Origin of the sequence: Faecalispora anaeroviscerum, assembly GCF_947568225.1 — a bacterium.
GTDB classification, from domain to species: domain Bacteria; phylum Bacillota; class Clostridia; order Oscillospirales; family Acutalibacteraceae; genus Faecalispora; species Faecalispora anaeroviscerum.
This window is the reverse complement of record NZ_CANOOQ010000001.1, coordinates 313,686-334,828: the sequence shown is the minus strand read 5'-3', so window position 1 is coordinate 334,828 and position 21,143 is coordinate 313,686. Positions and strand designations below refer to the sequence as shown.

The window sequence follows — 21,143 nt, the reverse complement described above, 5'->3', positions numbered from 1 at the left end:
AGAACGAGAAACTCCGCTCAATCGTTTTGATTGAGCGGAGTTTCTCGTTGCCATATTTGAGGATAAATTACTTCTCTATACGCACACTTCCAAAAGATGAAGGATTGATCAGAGTTCTTTTTTCAATTCATTTAAAGAGAGAACCAGCACGGTAATGTCGTCGTCGTGCCCGTCATCCCGGCGCTTGATCGCCTGAGAAACGATCTGCTCCGCCAGCTCCTGCGGCACCGTGCCCTTCCATTCGGTCACCATTTCCCGCACCCAGTCGTCGCCGGAGGCAACTACGCCGTCTGAGAACAGCACCAGCAGATCACCCGCGGAAAGTCGCACGGTTTCTTTGGCAAATTTCGCTTCGGTTAGAATTCCCACAGGAAGTGAGGGTGTATCAATAATGGCGGCTCGACCATCCCTGCGCAGAATGCTGACAGTCGCCCCCGCTTTCATCAGCTCTACTTTTCCATTAAACAAATCGACAGCGGCCACATCGAGCGTAGCGAGTGATTCATCGCCAGACTTGGCCAGAAGAGCCGAGTTTACAATTTTCAGCGCACAGTCAAATCCAATTCCGGCTTTGATAAGCTTTGCCATAATCCCAGCCGCCATTGCTCCGTCCACCGCCGCACGGCCGCCGGTCCCCATGCCATCGCTGATGATCGCGATCTGGCGGCCGTTCCCGTCGGGGAAGAATTCCTGACTGTCGCCGCAGAGCTGACCGTTTCCGCTTACATGCTGGAAAAATCCGCTCTGCACCCGGTACACCGGGCGCTCGCTCATCTGCATTCTGCATTTTCCCTGTGCCGAGCTGATGCAGGGCATTTCAAAGGTACGGCCGCACGCCTGCGAAATATGCCGGGTCAGCTCTGCCTTATTCAGACGGGACTTGTCCACCTGCGCGGCCTCGGCTTCGATCGTCATGCGGTCGTAACGGTCCACGCGGCAGCTGACATCGATAGGGATAATGCCACTCTGCGACATCACATCGCTGACGCGCTGGGCGGCGGTAAAATCGAACCGCTCAAACAGCTCCAGCTCCTCCGCCATATTTTTCAGCATCTGCGAGGTGGTGTCGAACTGATCGGCAACAACGCCGCGAATCTGCGCCACACGCCGCTCCGCCGCCTCGCGGGTCAAAAACTCCGCATATTGGCGGTTGATGTTTTCGACGATCTCGCTCATATGGCTGCAGTGGTCGGTAAACTGTTGCGGAAAATCATCTTTTGCTATTTTGCCGTTTTTGCGCAGGAGTTGTGTCAGAGTACCGAACGCGCGCATGGTTTCGTCGTAATTGCGTTCCCAGCAGTAAACGCGCAGCCCGCACCGAACACAGGTATTGTCAATGACCCGATTGTAAACCGCGTTGATGTCCGGCGCGCTGAACTTATCCAGTCTGCGTGACACTTCTTCCACAGAATCCGAAATACTCTCAAGAGCCTGCGACGCATAATCCAACTTCATGATCACCGAGCGGCGCAGCCCCTCGCTATGTAACAGATCTGCCGGCCGGGCAAATACAGTGGTAAGCCGGCTGCCCACATCTTTGGGCCAGACCAAATATATGACGCTCGCGGCCATCACTTCATACAGACCTGTCATAACCGATTCTCGGCTGCCGACCTGCAAGGATGCCACCGCGTTCGAAATGACAAACGCACACGCGGAAACGAGCCGCCCCAGCGGAGAAAACACGCCTGCCATCAGCCCGCCAAGAGCATATGCACCCGAAAGATAGCTAACCCCGGCGGTGGAAAGGCTTAAAATAACGCCCGCGCCGATTCCGGTAACGCTGCCCCCGGTAACTCCCCCGTAGCGCGCCGCCAGCAGAATGCCGAGTACGGCCAGAACATGCCCCAGAGAAAGGCCTCCCAGAGTGATGCTGGAAAACGCCAGCACCAGAATTCCCGCCGACAAGGTTACACAGGCCAAATCCTGGCTTTTCATTGCGGTAAGGCCTGTCCCCTTCAGCAGCAGGGTACCCGCCCTTACCAAAAAATACGAAGCGCCGGCCGCCAGCATCGATTCGGCAACATACATCGCGATGCCCGCGGCATCTGTACCATTCACGATCGCCATAGCCAGCCCCGTCATCAGCACCGGAGCAAATGAAATCAGCGGAGCAAAAAACGGATGCATCCGCAGCTTGACCAGATCATTGAGCGTCCACCGGATTGCAGCCGCGGCCAACAGAGCGGCGACATACCGCACCGGGAACAGCGCACTCGACGGCAGAAGGTAGCCGAGCAGCACACCCAGCACCATTCCCCACATTCCTCCAAATGGAACTGCAGCAATCGCTGCCACACCAAACGGAGCATACCGGCCGAACACGATTGCCCGTGAGCAGGCAAACCCCACCGCAAAGCAGGCAGCCTGTACCATAATCTTTCTCGCAACAGGTGTTTCCAACAATTCCCCAACAGACAGCCTCTGCCGCACAACAGCTTTTTCTTTCATCTTTCCGCACCACCATTTTCATTCAAATAATCTTTGCTTTCAAAAGTCCCTTCATTTCTTCCCCGACAAAGACGGAAGAGAAACAACCTTTTCAAGAAAAATCCCTTTCCAAAGAAAACCATTCTTTAGCTTGCCCTTCTATTATACATAGCGTATATATCCAGAATTGTCATAACGCGCTGTTTTATTTTGGCAAATATTGCCGTAGATTCAACCAAGTGTGCAGAATTGATTCTTTTTCCAATTTGTGTTAGACTATTTGCAAAGATTTTAGCCGGAAAGGTCGCTTTGTAATGGAGTATTTATTCTCAGACCGGGTGCAAACCCTAAAGCCCTCTGCCATTCGCGAAATTCTGAAATCGGCTACTGCGCCCGGGATGATTTCCCTTTCCGTCGGGAATCCCGCGCCGGAAGCATTCCCCGCAAAAGAAATCGGCGAAATCTCTTCGCGGATTTTTCAGCAGCGCCCAATCGACGCATTACAATATAATGTGACCGAAGGGTACCCTCCGCTGCGCCAGACGCTTACCTCTTATTTAAAAGAGAAGCACGGCGCGGGACGTGATTTTGATGATCTGCTGATTACCTCAGGAGCGCAGCAGGTGATGGATCTGACGACAAAATCCTTGTGCAATGCGGGAGACGTCGTTATTTGCGAAGCGCCGAGCTTCATCGGCTCGCTGAATTCTTTCCGCTCCTATCAGGTGCGCCTGCGCGGCGTTCCGATGGAATCCGATGGCATCGATCTTGTTGAGCTGGAGCGCGCCCTGCGCGAAGAACCGACAGCCAAGTTCATTTATACGATCCCAAACTTCCAGAATCCCTCCGGCATTACGATGAGCGCAGAAAAGCGCCGTGGTGTTTATGAGCTGGCCAAGCGGTTCGGCGTGCTGATTCTGGAGGATAACCCCTATGGTGACCTGCGTTTTGCAGGTGAAGAGATCGCACCGATTAAGGCACTGGACGAGGATGGTCTTGTGATTTACGCCGGCTCCTTCTCCAAGGTGATTTCTCCTGGCATGCGCGTTGGCTATACGCTGGCGCCGAAGCCAATCGTTCAGAAAATGGTCGTCTGCAAGCAGGGTGAGGATGTTCACACAAACATCTGGTCACAGCTGATCTGTGAGGAGCTGCTGACCAGCTATGATTTTGCAGCGCACCTTGACCGTATCCGCGGAGTCTACCGCGAAAAAGCAAAGCTGCTGCTGGAGCTGGCCGAACGCTACCTGGCCCCGAACATCACCTGGGAGCCGATTGAGGGCGGTCTGTTTTTGTGGTGCCGCCTGCCGGACGATATTAACATGATAGATTTCTGCCGCAAGGCGATGGAACGCAAGGTTTGCGTTGTGCCCGGCAACGCCTTTTTGGTGGATGAAACCCAGCCGTGCCAGTCGTTCCGCATCAATTACACCGCCCCCACCAACGAACAGCTGTCAAAAGGCATTGAAATATTGGGCCAGCTCGCCAAAGAGCTGCGCACCAAATAAAAGATAGGAGTCCCGTTCATATGGAAACAGAAACCCAACCGAAACAGATTATTTTCAGCGCCGTACAACCCAGCGGCACCATTACTCTGGGCAACTACCTGGGCGCGATTAAAAACTGGGTGACGATGCAGGAGGATTACCGCTGCGTATTCGCACTGGCTGACCTGCACACCATTACCGTTCGCCAAGACCCGGCCGCGTTCCGCCGCCACACGCTGGAGGCCTACGCCCTCTTTCTTGCCTGCGGAATCGACCCGCAGAAAAACCCCTTCTTTTTGCAGAGCCACGTTCACACCCACGCGGAGCTGGCCTGGATTCTGAACTGCTACACGCAGTTCGGTGAGCTTTCGCGTATGACGCAGTTCAAAGATAAATCAGCCAAACACGCAGATAACATCAATGCCGGACTGTTCACCTACCCCAGCCTGATGGCGGCGGATATTCTGCTGTACCAGTCGAACCTCGTGCCGGTCGGTGCCGACCAGAAGCAGCACTTGGAGCTGGCCCGCAATATCGCCGAACGCTTTAACGGCGCTTACAGCCCCACCTTCACCGTACCGGAACCATATATTCCGAAAGTCGGTGCGCGCATCATGTCACTACAGGAGCCGACGCGCAAGATGTCGAAATCCGACGAGAACGCCAACGGCTATGTAGCCGTACTCGACAAGCCGGATGATATCGTGCGCAAATTCAAACGTGCCATTACCGACAGCGAAGCCAGGGTTCACTTTGCCCCGGACAAGGACGGCGTAAACAACCTGATGGGGATTTACTCTAGCGTTACCGGCCTGACGAACGAGCAGATTGAAGCGGAGTTCGAGGGCAAGGGCTACGGTGACTTTAAGCTGCGCGTAGCGGAGGCGGTCATTGAGGAGCTGCGCCCAATGCAGGAGCAGTATGAGCGCCTAATTGCCGACAAGGCCTACCTGGAACAGTGCTATACCGAAGGCGCACAGCAGGCGCTGGCAATTTCTGTCCGCACGCTGAGCAAGGTGATGAAGAAGATCGGATTTTTGCCGAAAAAGTTCTGATTCACGCAGTAAAATTGAAAGAATAGTTTTATTTTAAAAGAAGGGGTACCGCCGGTCATGTCGGCGGTACCCCTTCCCATTTTTAGAAACTATTTCATGCAGTTTCTGTGTGATCTCTAACTATGCTTTTCATAATAAATGCTTGCGATAATATCCAACAAAAAGCTGATATTCCATAAGACTGCAACGGCAATCAGAAAGGGAATCCACGCGATATTTCCGGTAATCTTGTAAGCAGCGGCAAAAACCACCACAGCCACTAGCAGGAACGCCTGCAGAATATCAAACGCTCGTGCTTTGCTCTTTAACGCGACCAGTCTGTTTCGTTCATCTGCCTCTTCGACTTTGTCCTCTCTGGTCGCCTGTTTGGAAAAGGCCCGAACAAATCCCACAATTCCAATGATGAGAAGCGCAACGGAAAACAACACGTCTTTGATTTGTCCCATCAAAAAATCATTTGGTGAAATGATTTCATGAGTTAGATTAAAGACCGCCAACAGCGTCCAAACGATCCCCCAAATAAGACCCTTTCGATTATAAATCTTCATATTGTATATCCTCCCATTCTTTGTTTTCTTTTAAACAACACAAATGCTCTACTGTCGTTCCAAACACTTCGGCCATTCGGTACGCCAGCATCAGAGAAGGACTATACTGCTCTTTTTCAATCGAAATGATCGTTCTGGAAGAAACATGCACCAAATCTGCCAACTGTTGTTGTGTTAATTGAGCCGCTGCCCGCAATTCTTTCACTCTTGTTTTCATAATCTCCTTTTCCCTTAACATGAAGCTTACTTCTTGTGAAGTTAACTTCATGTTACTATACCACAATGGATTTGTCAATAAAAATGTACCTCAAAGAAAATCCCCCGGTATTCCACACAGAGCAAGGCTCTGTGTGGAATACCGGGGAATTTTTCAGGAACAGAAGATCGGTCAGGCCAATAAACGGAACACTTTTTCTATACAGAAACACAATGCCTCGGCTGCTTAAGGCCGGGTACGAAACACCCGCCGGGAGCCGGGGTAGGACGGGGAAAACAGATTTTTAATTTCTGGCAGCCTGCGTTTTGTTTCTTCGTAACCGGCATCCATACAGGCTTCCATTTTACCAAAGTCCAGCAGCCGGGTGTGATCCGGCAGGTGCGGTGTCAGTTGCAGTTTCTCTCCGTGTGCCACATACTCCTGAAGGCGTTCCTGCATAACAGACAAAGAGTGAGTAGGCACTTCCCAAATATTGATCTGCTCAGGCATGCGGTACTCCTTCCCTACGTCTACCGCCAGCACGTTCGGCTCCCCAGCAGCAATCAGCAGGTTCACCGGCAGTATATCCGTCACGCCGCCGTCCACCAAGCAAAGCTCGCCGATCAGTTTTGGCCGGAATACCGCCGGTACCGCCGAGGTAGCCCGCAGCACCTCACAAATGCGCAGGCCCGAGCTCCAGCGCACGCGCTCCAACTGCTGAACGCCGCGCAGGTGGCTGGTACACGCGATTGTCAGGCCGGAATTGAGATCCGCACAGGGAATCACCGTGAGCATGTTCAGATCACGCATCATTTTCCCACCCGTCAATCCGCACAGGTAATCCTCCAAACGATTGCCCTTTAAAAATCCGGAAAGCTTCACCTCTCTACCGGTCAGCAGTTGTGGTACTGTCCGAATTAGGCCCCAATAATCCGGGTCCAGAAGAGAACGACCTCCTCCTGCCAGCTCCTGCACAATCCCGCGCAGCTCGTGCGCTGAGTACCCTGCCGCGTAAAGCCCCGCCACGATTCCGCCCGCGCTGGCACCCGCTATGGAGTCGGGCACCATGCCCGCTTCCTCCAGAGCCAAAAGAACCCCTACATGTGCCGCGCCGCGAATTCCTCCGCCCGAAAGCGCCAATCCAAACGACATGTCCCGCCCCTCCGTTTGCTGCTCATTTTCTGCCATAGACATTCAACTTTAAAATAAAACTGCTTCCCCACCTGTGGTTGAGAGAAGCCCGCTTATTGTCTTCCGTTGAATGCTGAGACAATTGATTGACTCTACTTCAATGATATGAGCGGCAAGAGAAGATTTTTCCTGATTACTAAAATATTTGGGCTGTTCTTCTATTGTAAAGATCTTTTCGTATAGAAAATAAAAAAACACCAAAAATATTCAAAGAATTTCTCTGAATAATCCGTAAAGATATTTACTAGAATGAAAAGTTGTCGTAATATATATGAAAGAAGAAATAAAGGGGGGGCTTTGGTGCCGGCTGACACAGAAAAAGCGAGGATGCAGGAAATCAGGGATACGTTTTCGCGTCTTTTGAAGATGATTACCGAAGACGACAGGCTGAAAAATCACAGCGCCCGATGGCTGACCGAAGTCACCGATTACGCACTGTGGTTTGAAGAAAAGTATAAGTACAAGTTTCGGAACACACCGAATTCTCTGGTCGTGAAAAAGGGAGAAATTTATCACTGCAACTTTGGCCGGAACATTGGCTCTGAGCAGGACAAGTTCCGCCCTGCTATTGTGCTGCAAAACGACAAGGGCAACCTGCACAGCCCCACTACAATTGTGGCGCCGATTACCGACGAAACAAAAGCAAAGCTGCCCACCCACATTTATATTCGCAGACTGAAGCCGGATTGCCCCGTGCGCGGAGTCATTCTTATTGAGCAAATGCGCTGTATTTCGAAGAATCGCCTGAGTAATCGGATTGACACGATCGACACAAAAATCCCACCGTGGGTACAGGTGATGGAAGCTATTAAAATTGAGCTGGATTTGTGTAAAAAGGATTGACAGCCTGATAAAATCGTGCTATTATTGTGGCATATACATAAACTTCTGCTCTGCAGGAGTGACCCGTTCTGGCGGGGGTCTGATAAAAATATTCCATGTGTTCCAAAAGGTTCGGGCGATGCTTTTGGAACATGATTGCATGGGTGTTTTAGAAAAGGGAGTCAACAATCTGTTGACTCCCTTTTCATTTCTCAAAGAAAAGCATCCATAAAGTGTATTGAGCTTCGAAAAACAGTTGCGGTAACGATCTGTTTTTCGGATACGGCAAGCCGCCGACAGTGAATACCAAAAGCAATTCTCCCACCGGCATAGCCGGTGGGAGAATTCTTTTGGTATTCATAAAATTATAAGAAAGACCTGCCCGTGCCGTGAACCACACGGTCGTTCAGCTCCGCCAGCTTTGCGTCGTTCCAACGGTCTGTACCGCCCACCAGATAACCGGTAATTCGACGAATTCGATCAAAAGGTACCGGCTCAAGCTCATATTTTAAATTGACAAACTCTCCGTCCAATTCTACTTCCATAGACTTAATGTGCCGGCCCGGATTGTTTTCGTGTACATAACGAATGTAATTCATCAGTTCCTTCTCATCTAATGTCCCGCCGGTAACGATGACGTTCTCGTTCATGCAGATCCCTCCTTATCGGATTCCTTTTCTTTAATATACACTATCTTGTATGAAATGTCAACACGTAACATATATATAGTGCGCAAAATGCAATAAACAATAAAATAAGCACTGCCGCGCCTGATTCCGTATGATTCCTCTCTTTTCTGCAATACTAGAAAAATATCCTTGGGAAAGGAAGGGACCTCCATGATATGGAATCTATTTCAGCGTAAAATTGGGTTTTACAGCCATCGCAACAGCGCGAATCAGGAAAATGAAAAAAAGAAGGAGCCAGAAAAGAAAACGGATTCCAAAGATCCGGAAATTTCGGACCGGCTCGAGGAGAATCTGACATACGTTCAACATTTATTGGGAAACAGCGGTGATATCAAAATACACCGGTTTTGTCTTGGAAAAAACAGGGAATGCCCTGCCGCTCTGCTGTTTGTAGACGGACTGATCAATCAAAAGGTGATCTCGGACGAAATTCTGTACCCCATTTTATCTATGGAATATACCGTCCCCTCCTCCAGACAGGACGGAAGGGAGCGCATCAGCCAGCTGCAGGAAAAAATTCTCTGCTCTGGTGATACCCAAACTCTGTTAAAGCTTTCTCAGGTGGCCGCCGGCATTCTTTCCGGCGACGCCGTGATTCTGGTAGAAGGATGCGCGATTGGTCTGGGAGTCAGCGCCAAGGGCTGGGAAAAGCGCGGCGTTACCGAGCCGGAAACAGAGTCTGTAGTACGCGGCCCGCGCGAAGGCTTTACCGAAAATTTTCGAACAAACACCTCTCTGCTTCGCCGTAAAATCAAAAGCCCCAGCCTGCGCATGGAGCAGATGACAATCGGACGAAAAACACTGACTAACGTGTGCATTTCATACCTGGAGGGAGTGGCCCGACCCGAGGTGGTAAACGAGGTGCGTGAAAGACTCAAAAGGCTGGATGTGGACTCTGTTTTAGATTCCGGTTATTTAGAGGAATACATTGAGGATGCCCCGTTTTCCATTTTTTCCACCGTCGGGTATACCGAAAAGCCAGACGTTGCCGCGGCGAAAATACTGGAAGGCAGAGTCGCGATCATTGCAGACGGCAGTCCTTTTGTACTGACCGCTCCCCTGCTGTTCATTGAAACCTTCCAGAGTGCAGAGGACTATTATATTCGCCCGCTGTTTGCCAGCCTCCTGCGCATTCTACGCTATATTGCATATAATTTCTCCGTCTTTCTCCCCGCAATTTATATTGCTCTGACCACCTTTCATCAGGAGCTGATTCCCACTACGCTGCTGCTGACGATCGCCAGCGCCCGAGAGGGCACCCCATTCCCCGCATTTTTGGAAGCACTGCTCATGATTTTCGCCTTTGAAGTATTGCGGGAGGCCGGTTTGCGCCTGCCGCGCCCGGTCGGCCAAGCTGTGAGCATTGTAGGTGCGCTGATTATGGGTGACGCCGCCGTTTCCGCCGGTCTGGTAGGCGCACCAATGGTCATCACCATTGCTTTGACTTCCGTGGCCGGTTTTGTCGTACCGGAGCAGAATGACTCCATGGCTATTTTGCGCCTGATCACAATGGTTTTCGCTGCCGCACTGGGCGGCTACGGAATCTGCCTGTGTTTTTTGGGGCTTCTGGTCCATCTTGGTTCGCTTTCTTCCTTCGGCACCACCTATTTTAACGGATTCTCTCTCTCAAGGGATCTGGAGGATGGCGTCATCCGCATGCCCCTATGGGTGATGACAAGGCGCCCCGCACGCCTGGCAAAACACGATATGACCCGCAGACGGTTTTTCATTCCTCCCAATCCTCGCCCTGCCGCAACCCCCAGCGGTGAATCCGGGAATTCCGGCTCCGGGGAGGATGGATCATGAAACAAAAGCTCAAACTCATTTTTTCCATGCTGTTATGCAGCGTTCTTCTGTGCATGACGGGCTGCTGGGACAATAAAGAGCTGGACGGCCTTTCCATCGTCACCGGCGTCGGAATCGACACCAGCAAGAATCCCGGACAGCTGGATCTCAGTTTTCAGATTGCAACGGTTCAGAACGGCTCAAAGAAAGAGGACGGCGGAAACAACACTTCCCCCTACTTGATCAGAGAAACGAAAAACCGATTTATTATTGGCGGAATGGACACGCTGCGGTACGGAAACAGCCGTGAGCTTTTTCTTCAACACAATCAGGTAATCCTCTTTGGCAGCGGCGTGGCGAAGGCTGGAGTAAAGCCTTATCTTGACACCTTTATGAGAAATGCGGAAACCCGCATGGAGGTTTGGATTCTGGTAGCAAAGGATGACGCGAGAAGCATTTTAAGCACTCAAACCGAGCAGGATAAAATTCCTTCTATCGCCTTATCCAGAATGATACAGAACGAAAGGGCAATCTCTCCGTATACCAGCACAAACATGCTGCAGTTCACCTCCCGCCTGGTGGACCACTCCACCGCTCCCGTAACGTTGGTTGTGGAGCGAAAGGAAGAAAACAAGCAGCAAACCCTGAATTTTTGCGGCATGGCTGTTTTTAAGGATGACATTATGGTTGGAATGCTCGATATGTACCAAATGCAGGGCTATATGCTCAGCATGGGCGAAGTAGATGGCGGAAGCGTAGAGCTGATTACAGAGCTTGGCAATGCCAGCCTGAAAATCACAAAATCCATCTGTAAAAAAGAAATCCAGCTGGACGATCAGGGAAACATCACCTATAAGCTAAAAATCAATACAAACCTCTCGATCGGCGAGCTGCAAAATTTTCGCAGCATGGACATTAATAAGGTGATTCCACTTCTCAATGAAAAGGCAAAGGCGGATCTGGAAACCAAAATCAAAGCCTGCTTTGCTGAATCGCAGCGACTGCGCTCCGACATTTACGGAATTGGCGCCCATATTCATAAATACCACCCAAAGCAGTGGAAAAACATGGAGAACGCCTGGGCGGCCATCTACCCCAAAATTCGCCTGGAGCTGGAGGTAGAAACCAATTTGAGTTCCAGCGGTAAAATTTCGGAATCTTTAAATATGAGAGAGGGTCATGAATGAAACCGGAATCGAAAAAGGTCCATGGTCTGGATTTTATGTTTGCCATGGCTTGCTATATTCAGTCTTCGTCCCTGTTGTCCTCTTTCTTTCTTTCAATCACCCGTCAAGACTCCTGGATCATAGTCCTATTTGCCCTCATCTTCTGTGTCCCGCTGGTATGGGTTTACAGCAGACTGATTGAGAGCTTTCCTTCAAAGAACTTGTTTGGAATTTTGCAGACCGTGTATGGAAAATACCTGGGCAAATTCTTTAGCGCACTGTATGTGCTGTTCTTCTTGATCCTAACTTCTTTGAATCTGAGTGATTTAAGTGAATTTGTAAAAGCAACCATCATGCCCAAGACACCGCTTGTTGTCCTCGCATTTACGTTCCTTTTAACCTCCGCGTGGGCCGTCTATGTGGGCGGGCTGCGTCAGATGGTAAAATACGGCTTCATGATGACAATGATTTGTATATTGATTGTCATCGCAACGATTCTTCTCACACTAAACCTGATGGAGTTTGATAATTTTCTGCCCATGATGGACCTCAAGCCCCAAAAGTATATTCAGGCCACAAATATTGTCGTCACCATCCCGTTCGCTGAAATCATTATCTTTTTAATGACAACAAATCATGTAGATGCAGGAAAACGAGGATTCTTCCCTTTGCTTTTGGGCGGTGTTATTATTGGCTGCATCACCATTCTGCTCGTTATTATGCGAGATATCGCCGTTCTTGGGAATACCATTTCGCTTTTCGCCCTGCCATCCTTTGAAACGCTGCGCATGGTCAGTGTAACCCAAGCGCTCAGCCGCATGGAAATTGTTTTTGCATTTATTTTGATTGCGCTGTTATTTTTTAAGATAACATGGCTTTATTATATTACAACCCTCAGCGCGGCACAGCTTTTGCGCTTTCAGGATCACCGGCGGCTGATTTTATTGATTGGTGCTTTAGCGGTAACCACCGGTTTTATTCTGTATCCAAACGCACTGGCCCACAATGAATCCGGACAGAAAATCGTACCGCTGGTCTGGCCGATCTTTGAGATTATTCTGCCGCTTGTCACGTTAGTCATCGCAAAGTTCCGCGGAATGACTCGGAAAAGACAAAGCGGAACAGAAAACCGAAGCAGTTCCTCCGGCGCAAAGACAGACTCCGCACCGCAGTCCGGCTCGAAGTCCCCTTCCGATTCCAGAGCGCAGAACAGTTCAAAATCCCGGCCAAATTCCGGAGCAAAGCCGTCTCATGATTCCGAATCACAGTCCAGCCCCAAGGCCTCCGGCTCCGGGCCTTACCGGTCGCAGTCCGTTTAAAGAAAGGAGACGGGCTATGTTTTTAGTTGTTTTCATCTATTTAATTATTCTTGCCATTGATCTCCCCCCTTTGATTCGGGAAAAGAACAAGCACGATCTGACTATTTATTGCGTTTTATTCTCGATTATCTGCGCTTTATCTATCATCCGCTCCCTCGGGATTCCTATCCCTAGCATTTTGATGCTGCTTGGGGATGTCATGACGAAAGTCGGGTTGACCTATTAACGGTGCTCTGTTTTTATGGTATAATGGCTGAAAACCAGCCATTATACCATTCTCTGTGCATGGCTGCACGCAGAGGCTTACGCAAATGCAGGATATGGCCCCATGATTACAGAAAGTAGACGATACTTATGAAACTGGAGATTCCCCTCCCAGTGCAGAAAATTCTGCGCTGCTTGAATACTGCCGGCTACGAAGCCTCGGTTGTGGGCGGATGCGTTCGGGACAGCCTTCTCGGCCTTTCCCCAAAGGACTGGGACATCACCACTTCGGCCAGGCCGGAGGAAGTGAAGCTAGCGCTGAACGGCCTCAAGCTGCTGGAAACCGGCCTGAAGCACGGTACTGTTACCGCACTTTGCAGCAAAATGGCAGTAGAAATCACCACATACCGAATCGACGGCACCTATTCCGACAATCGAAGGCCGGACAGCGTCTGCTTCACCGGCAGCTTGAATGACGATTTATCCCGCAGGGATTTTACGATCAATGCCATGGCTTATTCCGAGCAAGACGGCCTGACTGACTGCTTTGGCGGGCAGGAGGATCTGCGGAAAAAAATACTGCGGTGTGTTGGCGATCCCGACCGTCGCTTTGAAGAAGACGCCCTGCGAATTTTGCGCGGGCTGCGTTTCTGCGCCGTGCTTGCACTGTACCCCGACGAAAAAACCGCTCAAAGTATGCGTACTCACAGTGAACTGCTGAACCACATCGCGCAGGAAAGAATCGGCGCCGAGCTGCTAAAGCTCCTGTGCGGCCAACATGCCGCCCGGGTTCTACGGGAGTTCTCTCTGGTAATCGGGCAGATTCTGCCCGAAATTCTGCCGATGCTCGGCTTTGAGCAGCACAATCCCCACCATATTTACGACGTTTGGGAGCATACGCTGCATGCACTGGACGCAACGCCCCCCGCCCCTGTGCTTCGTCTTGCTATTTTACTGCACGACAGCGGAAAGCCTCACACCTATACCTGTGACAAAAAAGGAGTCGGGCACTTTTATGGGCACGGCGCGGTGAGCGTACAATTGGCAGAGCAAGCACTCCGCCGCCTGCGTCTGGACGGAAAAACCATCCGCCGGGTCAGCACGCTGGTTCGCGTACACGATATGCCTCTTCAGGCTGACGCCGCTTGGATTCGCCGACGTCTGAACCGGATGGGCGAGGAAGATTTCCGCGCCCTGCTGGAGATAAAACGGGCAGACAGTCTGGCACAGAATCCCGCCTACCACGACAGGCTGAATCAGCTCGATGCCGTACTCCCGATTTTGGAGCAGGTTCTGTCGGAGCAGCAATGCTTTTCCCTAAAAAATTTAAAAGTAAGCGGAAATGATCTGATTGCCCTCGGCGTTCCTCCCGGACCACAAGTGGGCACACTGCTGTCTCGGCTGCTGGACGCGGTCATCAACGGAAAAAAACCCAATGAAAAGGAGGCTTTGCTGAACCTGGCAAAGCAGGTGCTGCATGAAAAGCATTGTTGAACATACGATTCCTCCCATTTACGACAGAAATTCCAAAATTCTGATTCTTGGTTCCATCCCATCCCCAAAATCACGGGAGCAGGCTTTCTACTATGCCCACCCGCAGAACCGATTCTGGCCGGTGCTTTCCGCTCTGCTCGGCAGCGAGCTGCCGAAAACGAATCAGGAGAAAACGGACTTTCTGCTCAAAAACCGGATTGCCCTGTGGGACGTGCTTAAAAGCTGCTCCATTGAGGGTGCGGATGATTCCAGTATTTCCGAGCCCGCCCTAAATGATCTGACCCCAATTCTGCGAACGGCGAATCTTCGGGCCGTGTTTACCACCGGAGGCAAAGCGGCTTCTTTTTACCGCTCCGCCTGGCTGGCTGAAATTGCACTGCCATTTCTCCCCCTGCCCTCCACCAGCCCCGCAAACCGCGGAAGATACCCGATGGATCGCCTACTGGAGGAATACCGGGCAATCCTGCCTTTTTTGCAGGAGAGCTAACACTATTGGCAGCGGCAGAGATTCCGTATGAATAAAAAGGTCTTCGAACCCCTATTTTTCTCATCATAAAAAAATGCTCTCCGCAAAAGGTGGGAAGTCATAGGGGTAGATTATGACTCCCTCTATCAGGCAAACTGAATACGGTAATAAACAAGCAAAACAGCCCGGCACATGAATGGATTCATGTGCCGGGCTGTTTTGAATATTAGCGCTTTAAGCGATTTTTCAGCTTTACTAGTTCATACCACAGCACAGATGCAGCTGAAATTCCCAGAGCAACCAACAGCAACGGTAGCGGCAATGGGGCAAGCTTCAGAACGCCAGACAGCGGCGTATACAGAATCAGGCCAAGCAGCGCCAGCGTGCCGAGATTAATCGTCCACATCACCCGGTCTTTCATCAGGCGACGAACAGATTGAAAGATGGAATCATGGTCGGAACTGTTAACCTGCACCAAGAACAGATTTGCCAGCATGATGACGGCCAGCCCCATGGAGCGGGCTACGGATGCATTGGCGGGGTCGTTTGCCAGCACCGCGAAATACGAGCCAAAGGAGGCAGCAAACACCGTAATTCCCTGCAAAATGCTTTTGCCCAGCAGCTCGGCGGTCAGCAGCTTATCTTTCGGGTCGCGGGGACGGCGCTCCATGATGTCGCTCTCGGCGGGCTGACGCTCCAGAACGATAGAGCAGGTGGGGTCGATGAGCACCTCCAGCAGTACTACGTGGAGCGGTAAAAGCAGGAGTGCGGATGGTGCGATGCCAAGAAACGGGGCCAGCAGAGCCGAAAATGCGATGGGAATATGGATGGTAAAAACATAGCCCACCGCCTTGCGGATATTGTCATAGATGCGGCGGCCATCCCTAACGGTTTCTACAATGGTGGTGAAGTTATCGTCCATCAGGATGAGGTCGGCGGCCTCACGGGAAACCTCACTGCCCCGTTTGCCCATGGCAATGCCGATATCGGCATATTTAAGGGCTGGCGCATCGTTCACACCGTCGCCGGTCATGGCGACAATTTCGCCGTTTTGCTTGAACGCCTTAACAATGCGCATTTTATGCTCCGGCACCACCCGTGAGAAAATGGAAACCGTCTTGATGGCCTCCTGCAGTTCCTCATCGCTCATATTATTCAACATATCACCGGTGATAATGTCGTCTCCATGGGGCAGACCGATTTTTTTGGCGATGGCTGAGGCGGTGATGCCGTTGTCGCCGGTAATCATCACCACGCGGATACCCGCCCGGTTGCAAACGGCAATGTCCGCTTTCACGCTCTCGCGGGGAGGGTCAGCCAGCCCAACAAGACCCAGCAGCACGAGGCGGCAGTCGGTGATGGAAGCGGGAATTTCCGCCTCGCTACGGGGCTTTGCCGTGGCGATAGCGATAACCCGCAAGCCCTGCCCGGAAAGCTCCAGATTTTTACGCTCCGCTTCCGCCCGCTGCTCCTCAGTCAACTCGCAGACAGTAAAAATCCGCTCCGGGCTCCCCTTAGCCGCAATCAGGATGTCTCCGTCGTGCTGCCAGACATGGCCCATCATTTTCAGTTCATTGGTAAAAGCGTATTCCGTAAGGAAACTGCTCTCCTCAAAGAGGTGTTCCCGTGTGATACCGTGAGCCTCGCAGCAGGCAAGCATCGCTTTTTCCATGGGATCATAGGTGTCGGTCTCGCAGCCGAGGCCCATGGTTTCCACCATGCCCCGCTCATCACCGGAGGCCACCCACAGTTCCTGCACGGACATCTGATTCATGGTGACGGTACCCGTCTTATCCACACACAGCACCGACACTGCGCCTAGAGTCTCTACGCTGGGAAGCTTGCGTACAAGGGAGTGCTTTTTGGCCAGTCGCCATGCACCCATGGAGAGGAACACGGTGAGGATGACGGGGAACTCCTCCGGGATCATGGCCATAGCCAGCGTCACGCCGGAGAGGACGCTCTCCACCAATCGATCCATAAACTTGTGGTCGGGTATATCCATCCATGTAAAAATACCCACCAGCACAAACAGAACACCCGCGATGATGGTGCAGGTCTTGACCAGATTGCCGGTCTGCTTTTGGAGCGGGGTATCTTCCTGCGGGGCAGCGGCTACATTTTTGCCGATTTTTCCATACTCGGTGGCCAAGCCGATTTTATCCACACGGACAGTTGCCGTCCCCTGTGTGACCAGTGTACCCGCATAGCAGTAATCCCTGCGCCAGTAGTCACCGGACGACCCTGCGCTATTCTCTGTCACTTTCCATACACCCTCGGCTTCACCGGTGAGAGAGGATTCGTCCACAGAAAGGTCGGCGCACTTCACCACCACGCCATCGGCAGGGATTTTTACACCCTCGCAAATCATCATCAAGTCTCCGGGAACCAGGTCAGCGCTGGCGATGGTCTGCTCCTTTCCGTCCCGAAGGACGGTAACATGGGGCGCGGATAGGCCCTTCAAAGCGTTTAGGGTCTTGTCGGTTTTCCATTCCTGGATAACATCAATGCTGATGATACCCACCACAAAGATGAGCATTATGATGCCGTCCCGGGGCTCGCCCAACAGAAAATAGATGGTCGCCGCCACTAATAACAGCAAAAACATGGGCTCACAGATAATGTGGAGCGTCTTTTTGAGAAAGCTTTCTTTTTTTTGTGGAGTCAGTTCGTTTTTCCCAAACTGCTCTTGAAGCCGTTTGACTTCCGCGGCGGTCAGCCCCGCCGAATTTACGGGTGTGTTTGTCATAAAAGAATCCTCCGTTTCCTACTTAAAGCAGGGCTTGATTTCTCCTATGGCACTCCATTTCAAAAGTCGGCTGTCCCGTTAGGGTATAAAAATACACACCCGCGGAACATACTACTGTCCCACAGATGTGTTAATAATCCATCTGCTGCCGCCATAAACGCGGCCCGGCTCAACACCCTTTAGGGCTTTGCCTGCTCAGTTTGTACTGTTGATCTTGCATCCCTTGTCAGAATGTAACGCAGTGCAATTAGAGATTGTATTAGATTATATGCAACCGATCGCGCTTTGTCAACTATAATTTTCTTAAAGAGGACACTACCGGGAAGGAACGGTAGACTATGCGCCTATTTTTCTGTCTTTCATCCCATCGCGCCTTTGCCCGCATCTCCCTTCCGGATAGTTTGCTCTCCACATAATTCCGCCGGGCCTAACTGGCGGCGGTAGACCATTCCTTAAACCGCTCCTCGGTCAAATTCTCGCCGCTGTACGGCAGCGGCGAGAATACACCTTATGATACTTAGTGAGATATTGCTGCGAAAACGCATCTGCCCCAATATCTGTTTGGTTACCCAACCCGCTCCAAATCTTTTTTCAGCCGCTCGATGATTCGCTTTTCCAGCCGCGAAATGTAAGACTGTGAAATTCCGAGCGTATCCGCAACCTCCTTTTGTGTATGCTCGCGGCAGTTGTTCAGACCAAAGCGCAGCTGCATAATCTGCTGCTCGCGGGAGGAAAGATGCCCCACCGCTTCCAGCAGCAGATCCTTTTCCACCTCTTTTTCAATTCCTTTGTTAACGGTATCCTGTTCGCTGCCCAGCACATCCGACAGCAAAAGCTCGTTGCCGTCCCAATCCACATTTAGCGGATCGTCGATAGACACTTCGTTTTTCAGCTGTGAGCTTTTCCGCAGGTACATTAGAATTTCATTTTCAATGCAACGCGACGCATACGTTGCAAGCTTGATGTTCCTCTCCGGACAAAACGTATTGACCGCCTTGATCAGGCCGATTGTCCCAATGGAAATCAGATCCTCTACTCCGGCCGAGCTGGATTCAAACTTCTTCGCTATGTATACGACCAGGCGTAGATTATGGGTGATGAGCGGTTCGCGCGCGTTTTCTCTGCCCAGACGCACGTTTTCCATTACAATGGCTTCCTGAGCCGGCGTCAAAGGCGGAGGCAAGGTTTCCGGACCGTTGATGTAGTGCACCTCCGCCGCAGGCCAAAAGCGCCAGATTAGCCGCAGCAGCCACCCCCTGATTCCGGAAATCAGTTTTTCCATTCCCCTTTTCACAACGATTTCTCCTTTCCGGCAATCCGCTTGCCTTGTGTGATAAGCTCCGGGTTCAGCAAAGCGCTGAAGCCTGTTGTGCCCAGTTTCTGGGCGGAAACAGCCAGGTATACCTCCTGAACTGTAGTCCTCTCTTTTGCCGTCTGAATTTCAATGGAATCCGGCCGAAACGCCGGCAAAATTCCCTCTCCCCCTACCGCACGAAATGGCACCAGACGAAGCCCCGGCTGTACCTCTCCCCGCTTTTCTCCCGCTGACACAAACAGATAGGAGTTTACCGCGGGCGGAACCAGTTCCTGCACACACTGATATTCGGCCACAATCACCGGGTAACCGGAAAACGGCTCCTTGAGGCTGTTCCCCGTATCAATTTTTGTGGTAAGGCGCACACGCTTTCCCTGCGCGCAGACTGTGACAAAGCAGAACAGCGCAGTTGGCTGCCGCTGCCCGGTGAGCCGGTTGAGCAGCGTGACGCCTGCATAGCACACAACGGTCAGCGCCAGCAGCATCAGCGGGGAAATATCAAAATAAAGCACAGAATTTTTAATGATCATTCCGTTCGGTGCCGCCAGATACCAAAGCGCCAGCATCGCGCCAGCAAAGCCGAAGCTGGTAAGGTAAAATCCGCCTACGGTGCGCAGAAAAAAAAGCCAGGAGGAAACACCGAACGCTGTAACCACAATGGCGGCGGAAAGCACCAGCTTGACTAAAAAGGATGCAAGCACCGGCAGCGACGGAAGCAAAATCACGAGAGAACCGAGGGCTCCGACAGCCGCCCCCAGTACCATGCGCAACCGTGAAGCGGAAATATGAAAAAATCCGGCAACTGTTAAAAGCAAAAAATAATTGACGAAAAGGTTGACGGCCACCAAAACATCTACGTAGATAATCTGCTTCATCCCGCCCCTCCTTTTGCGCCGCAAAATTATTATAGCCGCTCAAAACGGCTGTTTCTGTCAAAACTTGTTCCCGCCGGAAGAATAAAAAAAGACGGGGATGGAAGCCAAAAATCTCTTTTTGCGGTTATGTTTGTGCTTTGGAAAGTGCCTTTGAAAATCAATTTTGTAACGCACCTTGACATGTGCCATAAGATACATTATTCTATAAGCAGTAAGTAGTAAGTAGTAAGTTGATGTGAGGTGCTCTAATGAAACAATTATCATTTACGCAGGAATATCTTTTATGCGCGTTAAGCCCGAAGGGTACGCTTCCCATGCTGCGGCAGACGGAAATCCTAACGTGTCTTGTAACAGGCGGACTTTTGGAACTGCTGTACTCCGGCACAATTTCCATCGATGCGAAAAATAAAGTTCTCGTTGAAAAGGAGCTGGAACGCAATCAATTTCACCTGGAGCCGCTTTATGATACCTTAAAGGGCAGCAAACCCATGAAGGTCTATGATCTCGCAGCCAAATATGTCTTTTCCTCCCATAAGCTTCCGGATCACTATTTGCAAGCGCTCTGCCTGCCTATGGCAGAGCAGCAGGGTGTTTTCCCAAAAACAGGAGGGCTGTTTCATAACAGACCTGTCTATGTGCCTAATCAAGAAGAGGTTGAAAAAATTGTTGAAAAACTCCGTGCCGTTTTTTTGGAAGACGGCACGGTGGATGACGATACACTTGTACTTGGTGCATTGCTGCAGAAAAGCGGACTGATCAAAAACTATTTCTCAAAATTCGAGTCAGATTCCCTGAACCGTCGCATACAGGAAATAAAAGAAAGCGAAGCCGGCTCTTTGATCAAAAAAATGATAGACTACGTTGATACACTGATTGCTGTAATGGCATCCGTTGGCAGCAGCGCCGGTTCATAAAAATGGAGGTGACTGTTTTTGTCAAGGCAAAGACAGCTGGAGATTATACAGACCGCGGAATATGTGACAATCGGAGAGTTGGTCAGGCTGACAGGTGCTAGATACAGCACCCTGAAATATTACACTGAGGAAGGTATGCTTCCTTTTGAGCAGGAGGAAGAAAATCTGACCCGCCGATACAGGCGAACCAAGTCTGTGGAACGTATCTCCTATATTAAGCGCCTGAAAGAGGATGGACTTTCCATTTCCCAAATCAAAGAAACGCTTAATTCCAAACAGAGAAATTAGCAATAGAATGAGTCAATTTCATAATCCATTTCCTTATAACTATATATTATTGATTAAATTAATTATAAATATTAAATAATATTAAATTCTATGCAATCAGGTTATTCAATTCGCGGTGAGTACTTCAATCATTTACTGATAAGTTCCTCT

The 21,143-nt window shown here is 50.8% G+C and carries 19 protein-coding genes and 1 riboswitch; of the genes, 11 read left to right on the top strand and 8 right to left on the bottom strand.

Translation table 11 applies throughout. The annotated features are described in order from the left end of the window. Positions 1-108 precede the first annotated feature (108 nt). Complete coding sequence (locus QOS46_RS01645) at positions 109-2,451, bottom strand: SpoIIE family protein phosphatase (RefSeq protein ID WP_283606806.1); 2,343 nt, start codon at positions 2,449-2,451, stop codon at positions 109-111. 293 nt (positions 2,452-2,744) lie between these two features. Between QOS46_RS01645 and QOS46_RS01640 the strand changes: the two genes are divergently transcribed. Both QOS46_RS01640 and trpS read left to right on the top strand, forming a co-directional pair. After that, entirely contained in the window at positions 2,745-3,938 is a 1,194-nt protein-coding gene (locus QOS46_RS01640; protein WP_283606805.1) for an aminotransferase-like domain-containing protein, read from the top strand. Between the two features lie 20 nt (positions 3,939-3,958). Further along, positions 3,959-4,972 carry a tryptophan--tRNA ligase gene (gene trpS / locus QOS46_RS01635; protein WP_283606804.1) on the top strand — a complete coding sequence of 338 codons (1,014 nt, stop codon included), beginning with the start codon at positions 3,959-3,961 and terminating at the stop codon, positions 4,970-4,972. Positions 4,973-5,088: 116 nt separating this feature from the next. Here trpS and QOS46_RS01630 read toward each other — a convergent pair whose 3' ends face one another. The 3 genes from QOS46_RS01630 to QOS46_RS01620 all read right to left on the bottom strand — a co-directional run bounded on the left by QOS46_RS01630 (position 5,089) and on the right by QOS46_RS01620 (position 6,868). Continuing rightward, a complete protein-coding gene (locus QOS46_RS01630; RefSeq protein WP_283606803.1) occupies positions 5,089-5,520 on the bottom strand; it encodes a DUF2178 domain-containing protein in 432 nt (143 codons plus the stop codon). After that, on the bottom strand, positions 5,507-5,737 hold the full coding sequence (locus QOS46_RS01625) for a helix-turn-helix transcriptional regulator (RefSeq protein ID WP_283606802.1): 231 nt from the start codon (positions 5,735-5,737) through the stop codon (positions 5,507-5,509). Before QOS46_RS01625 ends, QOS46_RS01630 begins: the two co-directional genes overlap by 14 nt. A gap of 225 nt (positions 5,738-5,962) precedes the next feature. After that, the gene (locus QOS46_RS01620; protein ID WP_283606801.1) at positions 5,963-6,868 is read right to left on the bottom strand and encodes a patatin-like phospholipase family protein; all 906 of its coding nucleotides are present in this window, start codon (positions 6,866-6,868) and stop codon (positions 5,963-5,965) included. Positions 6,869-7,207: 339 nt separating this feature from the next. On the opposite strand from QOS46_RS01620, the gene QOS46_RS01615 reads away from it, so the two are divergent. After that, on the top strand, positions 7,208-7,750 hold the full coding sequence (locus tag QOS46_RS01615; protein WP_283606800.1) for a type II toxin-antitoxin system PemK/MazF family toxin: 543 nt from the start codon (positions 7,208-7,210) through the stop codon (positions 7,748-7,750). Positions 7,751-8,094: 344 nt separating this feature from the next. Here QOS46_RS01615 and nrdD read toward each other — a convergent pair whose 3' ends face one another. Further along, on the bottom strand, positions 8,095-8,379 hold the full coding sequence (nrdD, locus tag QOS46_RS01610) for an anaerobic ribonucleoside-triphosphate reductase (RefSeq protein WP_283606799.1): 285 nt from the start codon (positions 8,377-8,379) through the stop codon (positions 8,095-8,097). Between the two features lie 189 nt (positions 8,380-8,568). On the opposite strand from nrdD, the gene QOS46_RS01605 reads away from it, so the two are divergent. From QOS46_RS01605 to QOS46_RS01580, 6 genes are all read left to right on the top strand, one after another. After that, complete coding sequence (locus tag QOS46_RS01605) at positions 8,569-10,224, top strand: spore germination protein (protein ID WP_283606798.1); 1,656 nt, start codon at positions 8,569-8,571, stop codon at positions 10,222-10,224. After that, positions 10,221-11,390 carry a Ger(x)C family spore germination protein gene (locus tag QOS46_RS01600; RefSeq protein WP_283606797.1) on the top strand — a complete coding sequence of 390 codons (1,170 nt, stop codon included), beginning with the start codon at positions 10,221-10,223 and terminating at the stop codon, positions 11,388-11,390. The genes QOS46_RS01605 and QOS46_RS01600 overlap by 4 nt, the downstream gene beginning before the upstream one ends. Beyond that, positions 11,387-12,688: a GerAB/ArcD/ProY family transporter gene (locus tag QOS46_RS01595; RefSeq protein WP_283606796.1), complete on the top strand. Its 1,302-nt coding sequence runs from the start codon at positions 11,387-11,389 to the stop codon at positions 12,686-12,688. The genes QOS46_RS01600 and QOS46_RS01595 overlap by 4 nt, the downstream gene beginning before the upstream one ends. A 16-nt stretch (positions 12,689-12,704) precedes the next feature. After that, positions 12,705-12,914, top strand: coding sequence for a hypothetical protein (locus QOS46_RS01590; RefSeq protein WP_283606794.1), 210 nt, complete (start codon positions 12,705-12,707; stop codon positions 12,912-12,914). A gap of 128 nt (positions 12,915-13,042) precedes the next feature. Continuing rightward, complete coding sequence (locus QOS46_RS01585) at positions 13,043-14,386, top strand: CCA tRNA nucleotidyltransferase (protein ID WP_283606792.1); 1,344 nt, start codon at positions 13,043-13,045, stop codon at positions 14,384-14,386. Next, a complete protein-coding gene (locus QOS46_RS01580; RefSeq protein ID WP_283606790.1) occupies positions 14,370-14,873 on the top strand; it encodes a DNA-deoxyinosine glycosylase in 504 nt (167 codons plus the stop codon). Before QOS46_RS01585 ends, QOS46_RS01580 begins: the two co-directional genes overlap by 17 nt. Before the next feature lie 205 nt (positions 14,874-15,078). Here the strand turns inward: QOS46_RS01580 and QOS46_RS01575 are convergent, their stop codons facing one another. The 3 genes from QOS46_RS01575 to QOS46_RS01565 form a co-directional block, all read right to left on the bottom strand. After that, on the bottom strand, positions 15,079-17,601 hold the full coding sequence (locus QOS46_RS01575) for a cation-translocating P-type ATPase (protein WP_283606788.1): 2,523 nt from the start codon (positions 17,599-17,601) through the stop codon (positions 15,079-15,081). A 112-nt stretch (positions 17,602-17,713) separates the two neighbouring features. Next, positions 17,714-17,810: riboswitch (NiCo riboswitch) on the bottom strand. Between the two features lie 356 nt (positions 17,811-18,166). Continuing rightward, complete coding sequence (gene sigE / locus QOS46_RS01570; RefSeq protein WP_283610751.1) at positions 18,167-18,883, bottom strand: RNA polymerase sporulation sigma factor SigE; 717 nt, start codon at positions 18,881-18,883, stop codon at positions 18,167-18,169. 8 nt (positions 18,884-18,891) lie between these two features. Continuing rightward, a complete protein-coding gene (locus QOS46_RS01565; RefSeq protein ID WP_283606786.1) occupies positions 18,892-19,791 on the bottom strand; it encodes a sigma-E processing peptidase SpoIIGA in 900 nt (299 codons plus the stop codon). A gap of 248 nt (positions 19,792-20,039) precedes the next feature. On the opposite strand from QOS46_RS01565, the gene QOS46_RS01560 reads away from it, so the two are divergent. Both QOS46_RS01560 and QOS46_RS01555 read left to right on the top strand, forming a co-directional pair. Further along, the gene (locus QOS46_RS01560; RefSeq protein ID WP_283606784.1) at positions 20,040-20,705 is read left to right on the top strand and encodes a GOLPH3/VPS74 family protein; all 666 of its coding nucleotides are present in this window, start codon (positions 20,040-20,042) and stop codon (positions 20,703-20,705) included. Between the two features lie 18 nt (positions 20,706-20,723). Then, entirely contained in the window at positions 20,724-20,993 is a 270-nt protein-coding gene (locus tag QOS46_RS01555; protein ID WP_283606782.1) for a helix-turn-helix domain-containing protein, read from the top strand. Positions 20,994-21,143 lie beyond the last annotated feature (150 nt).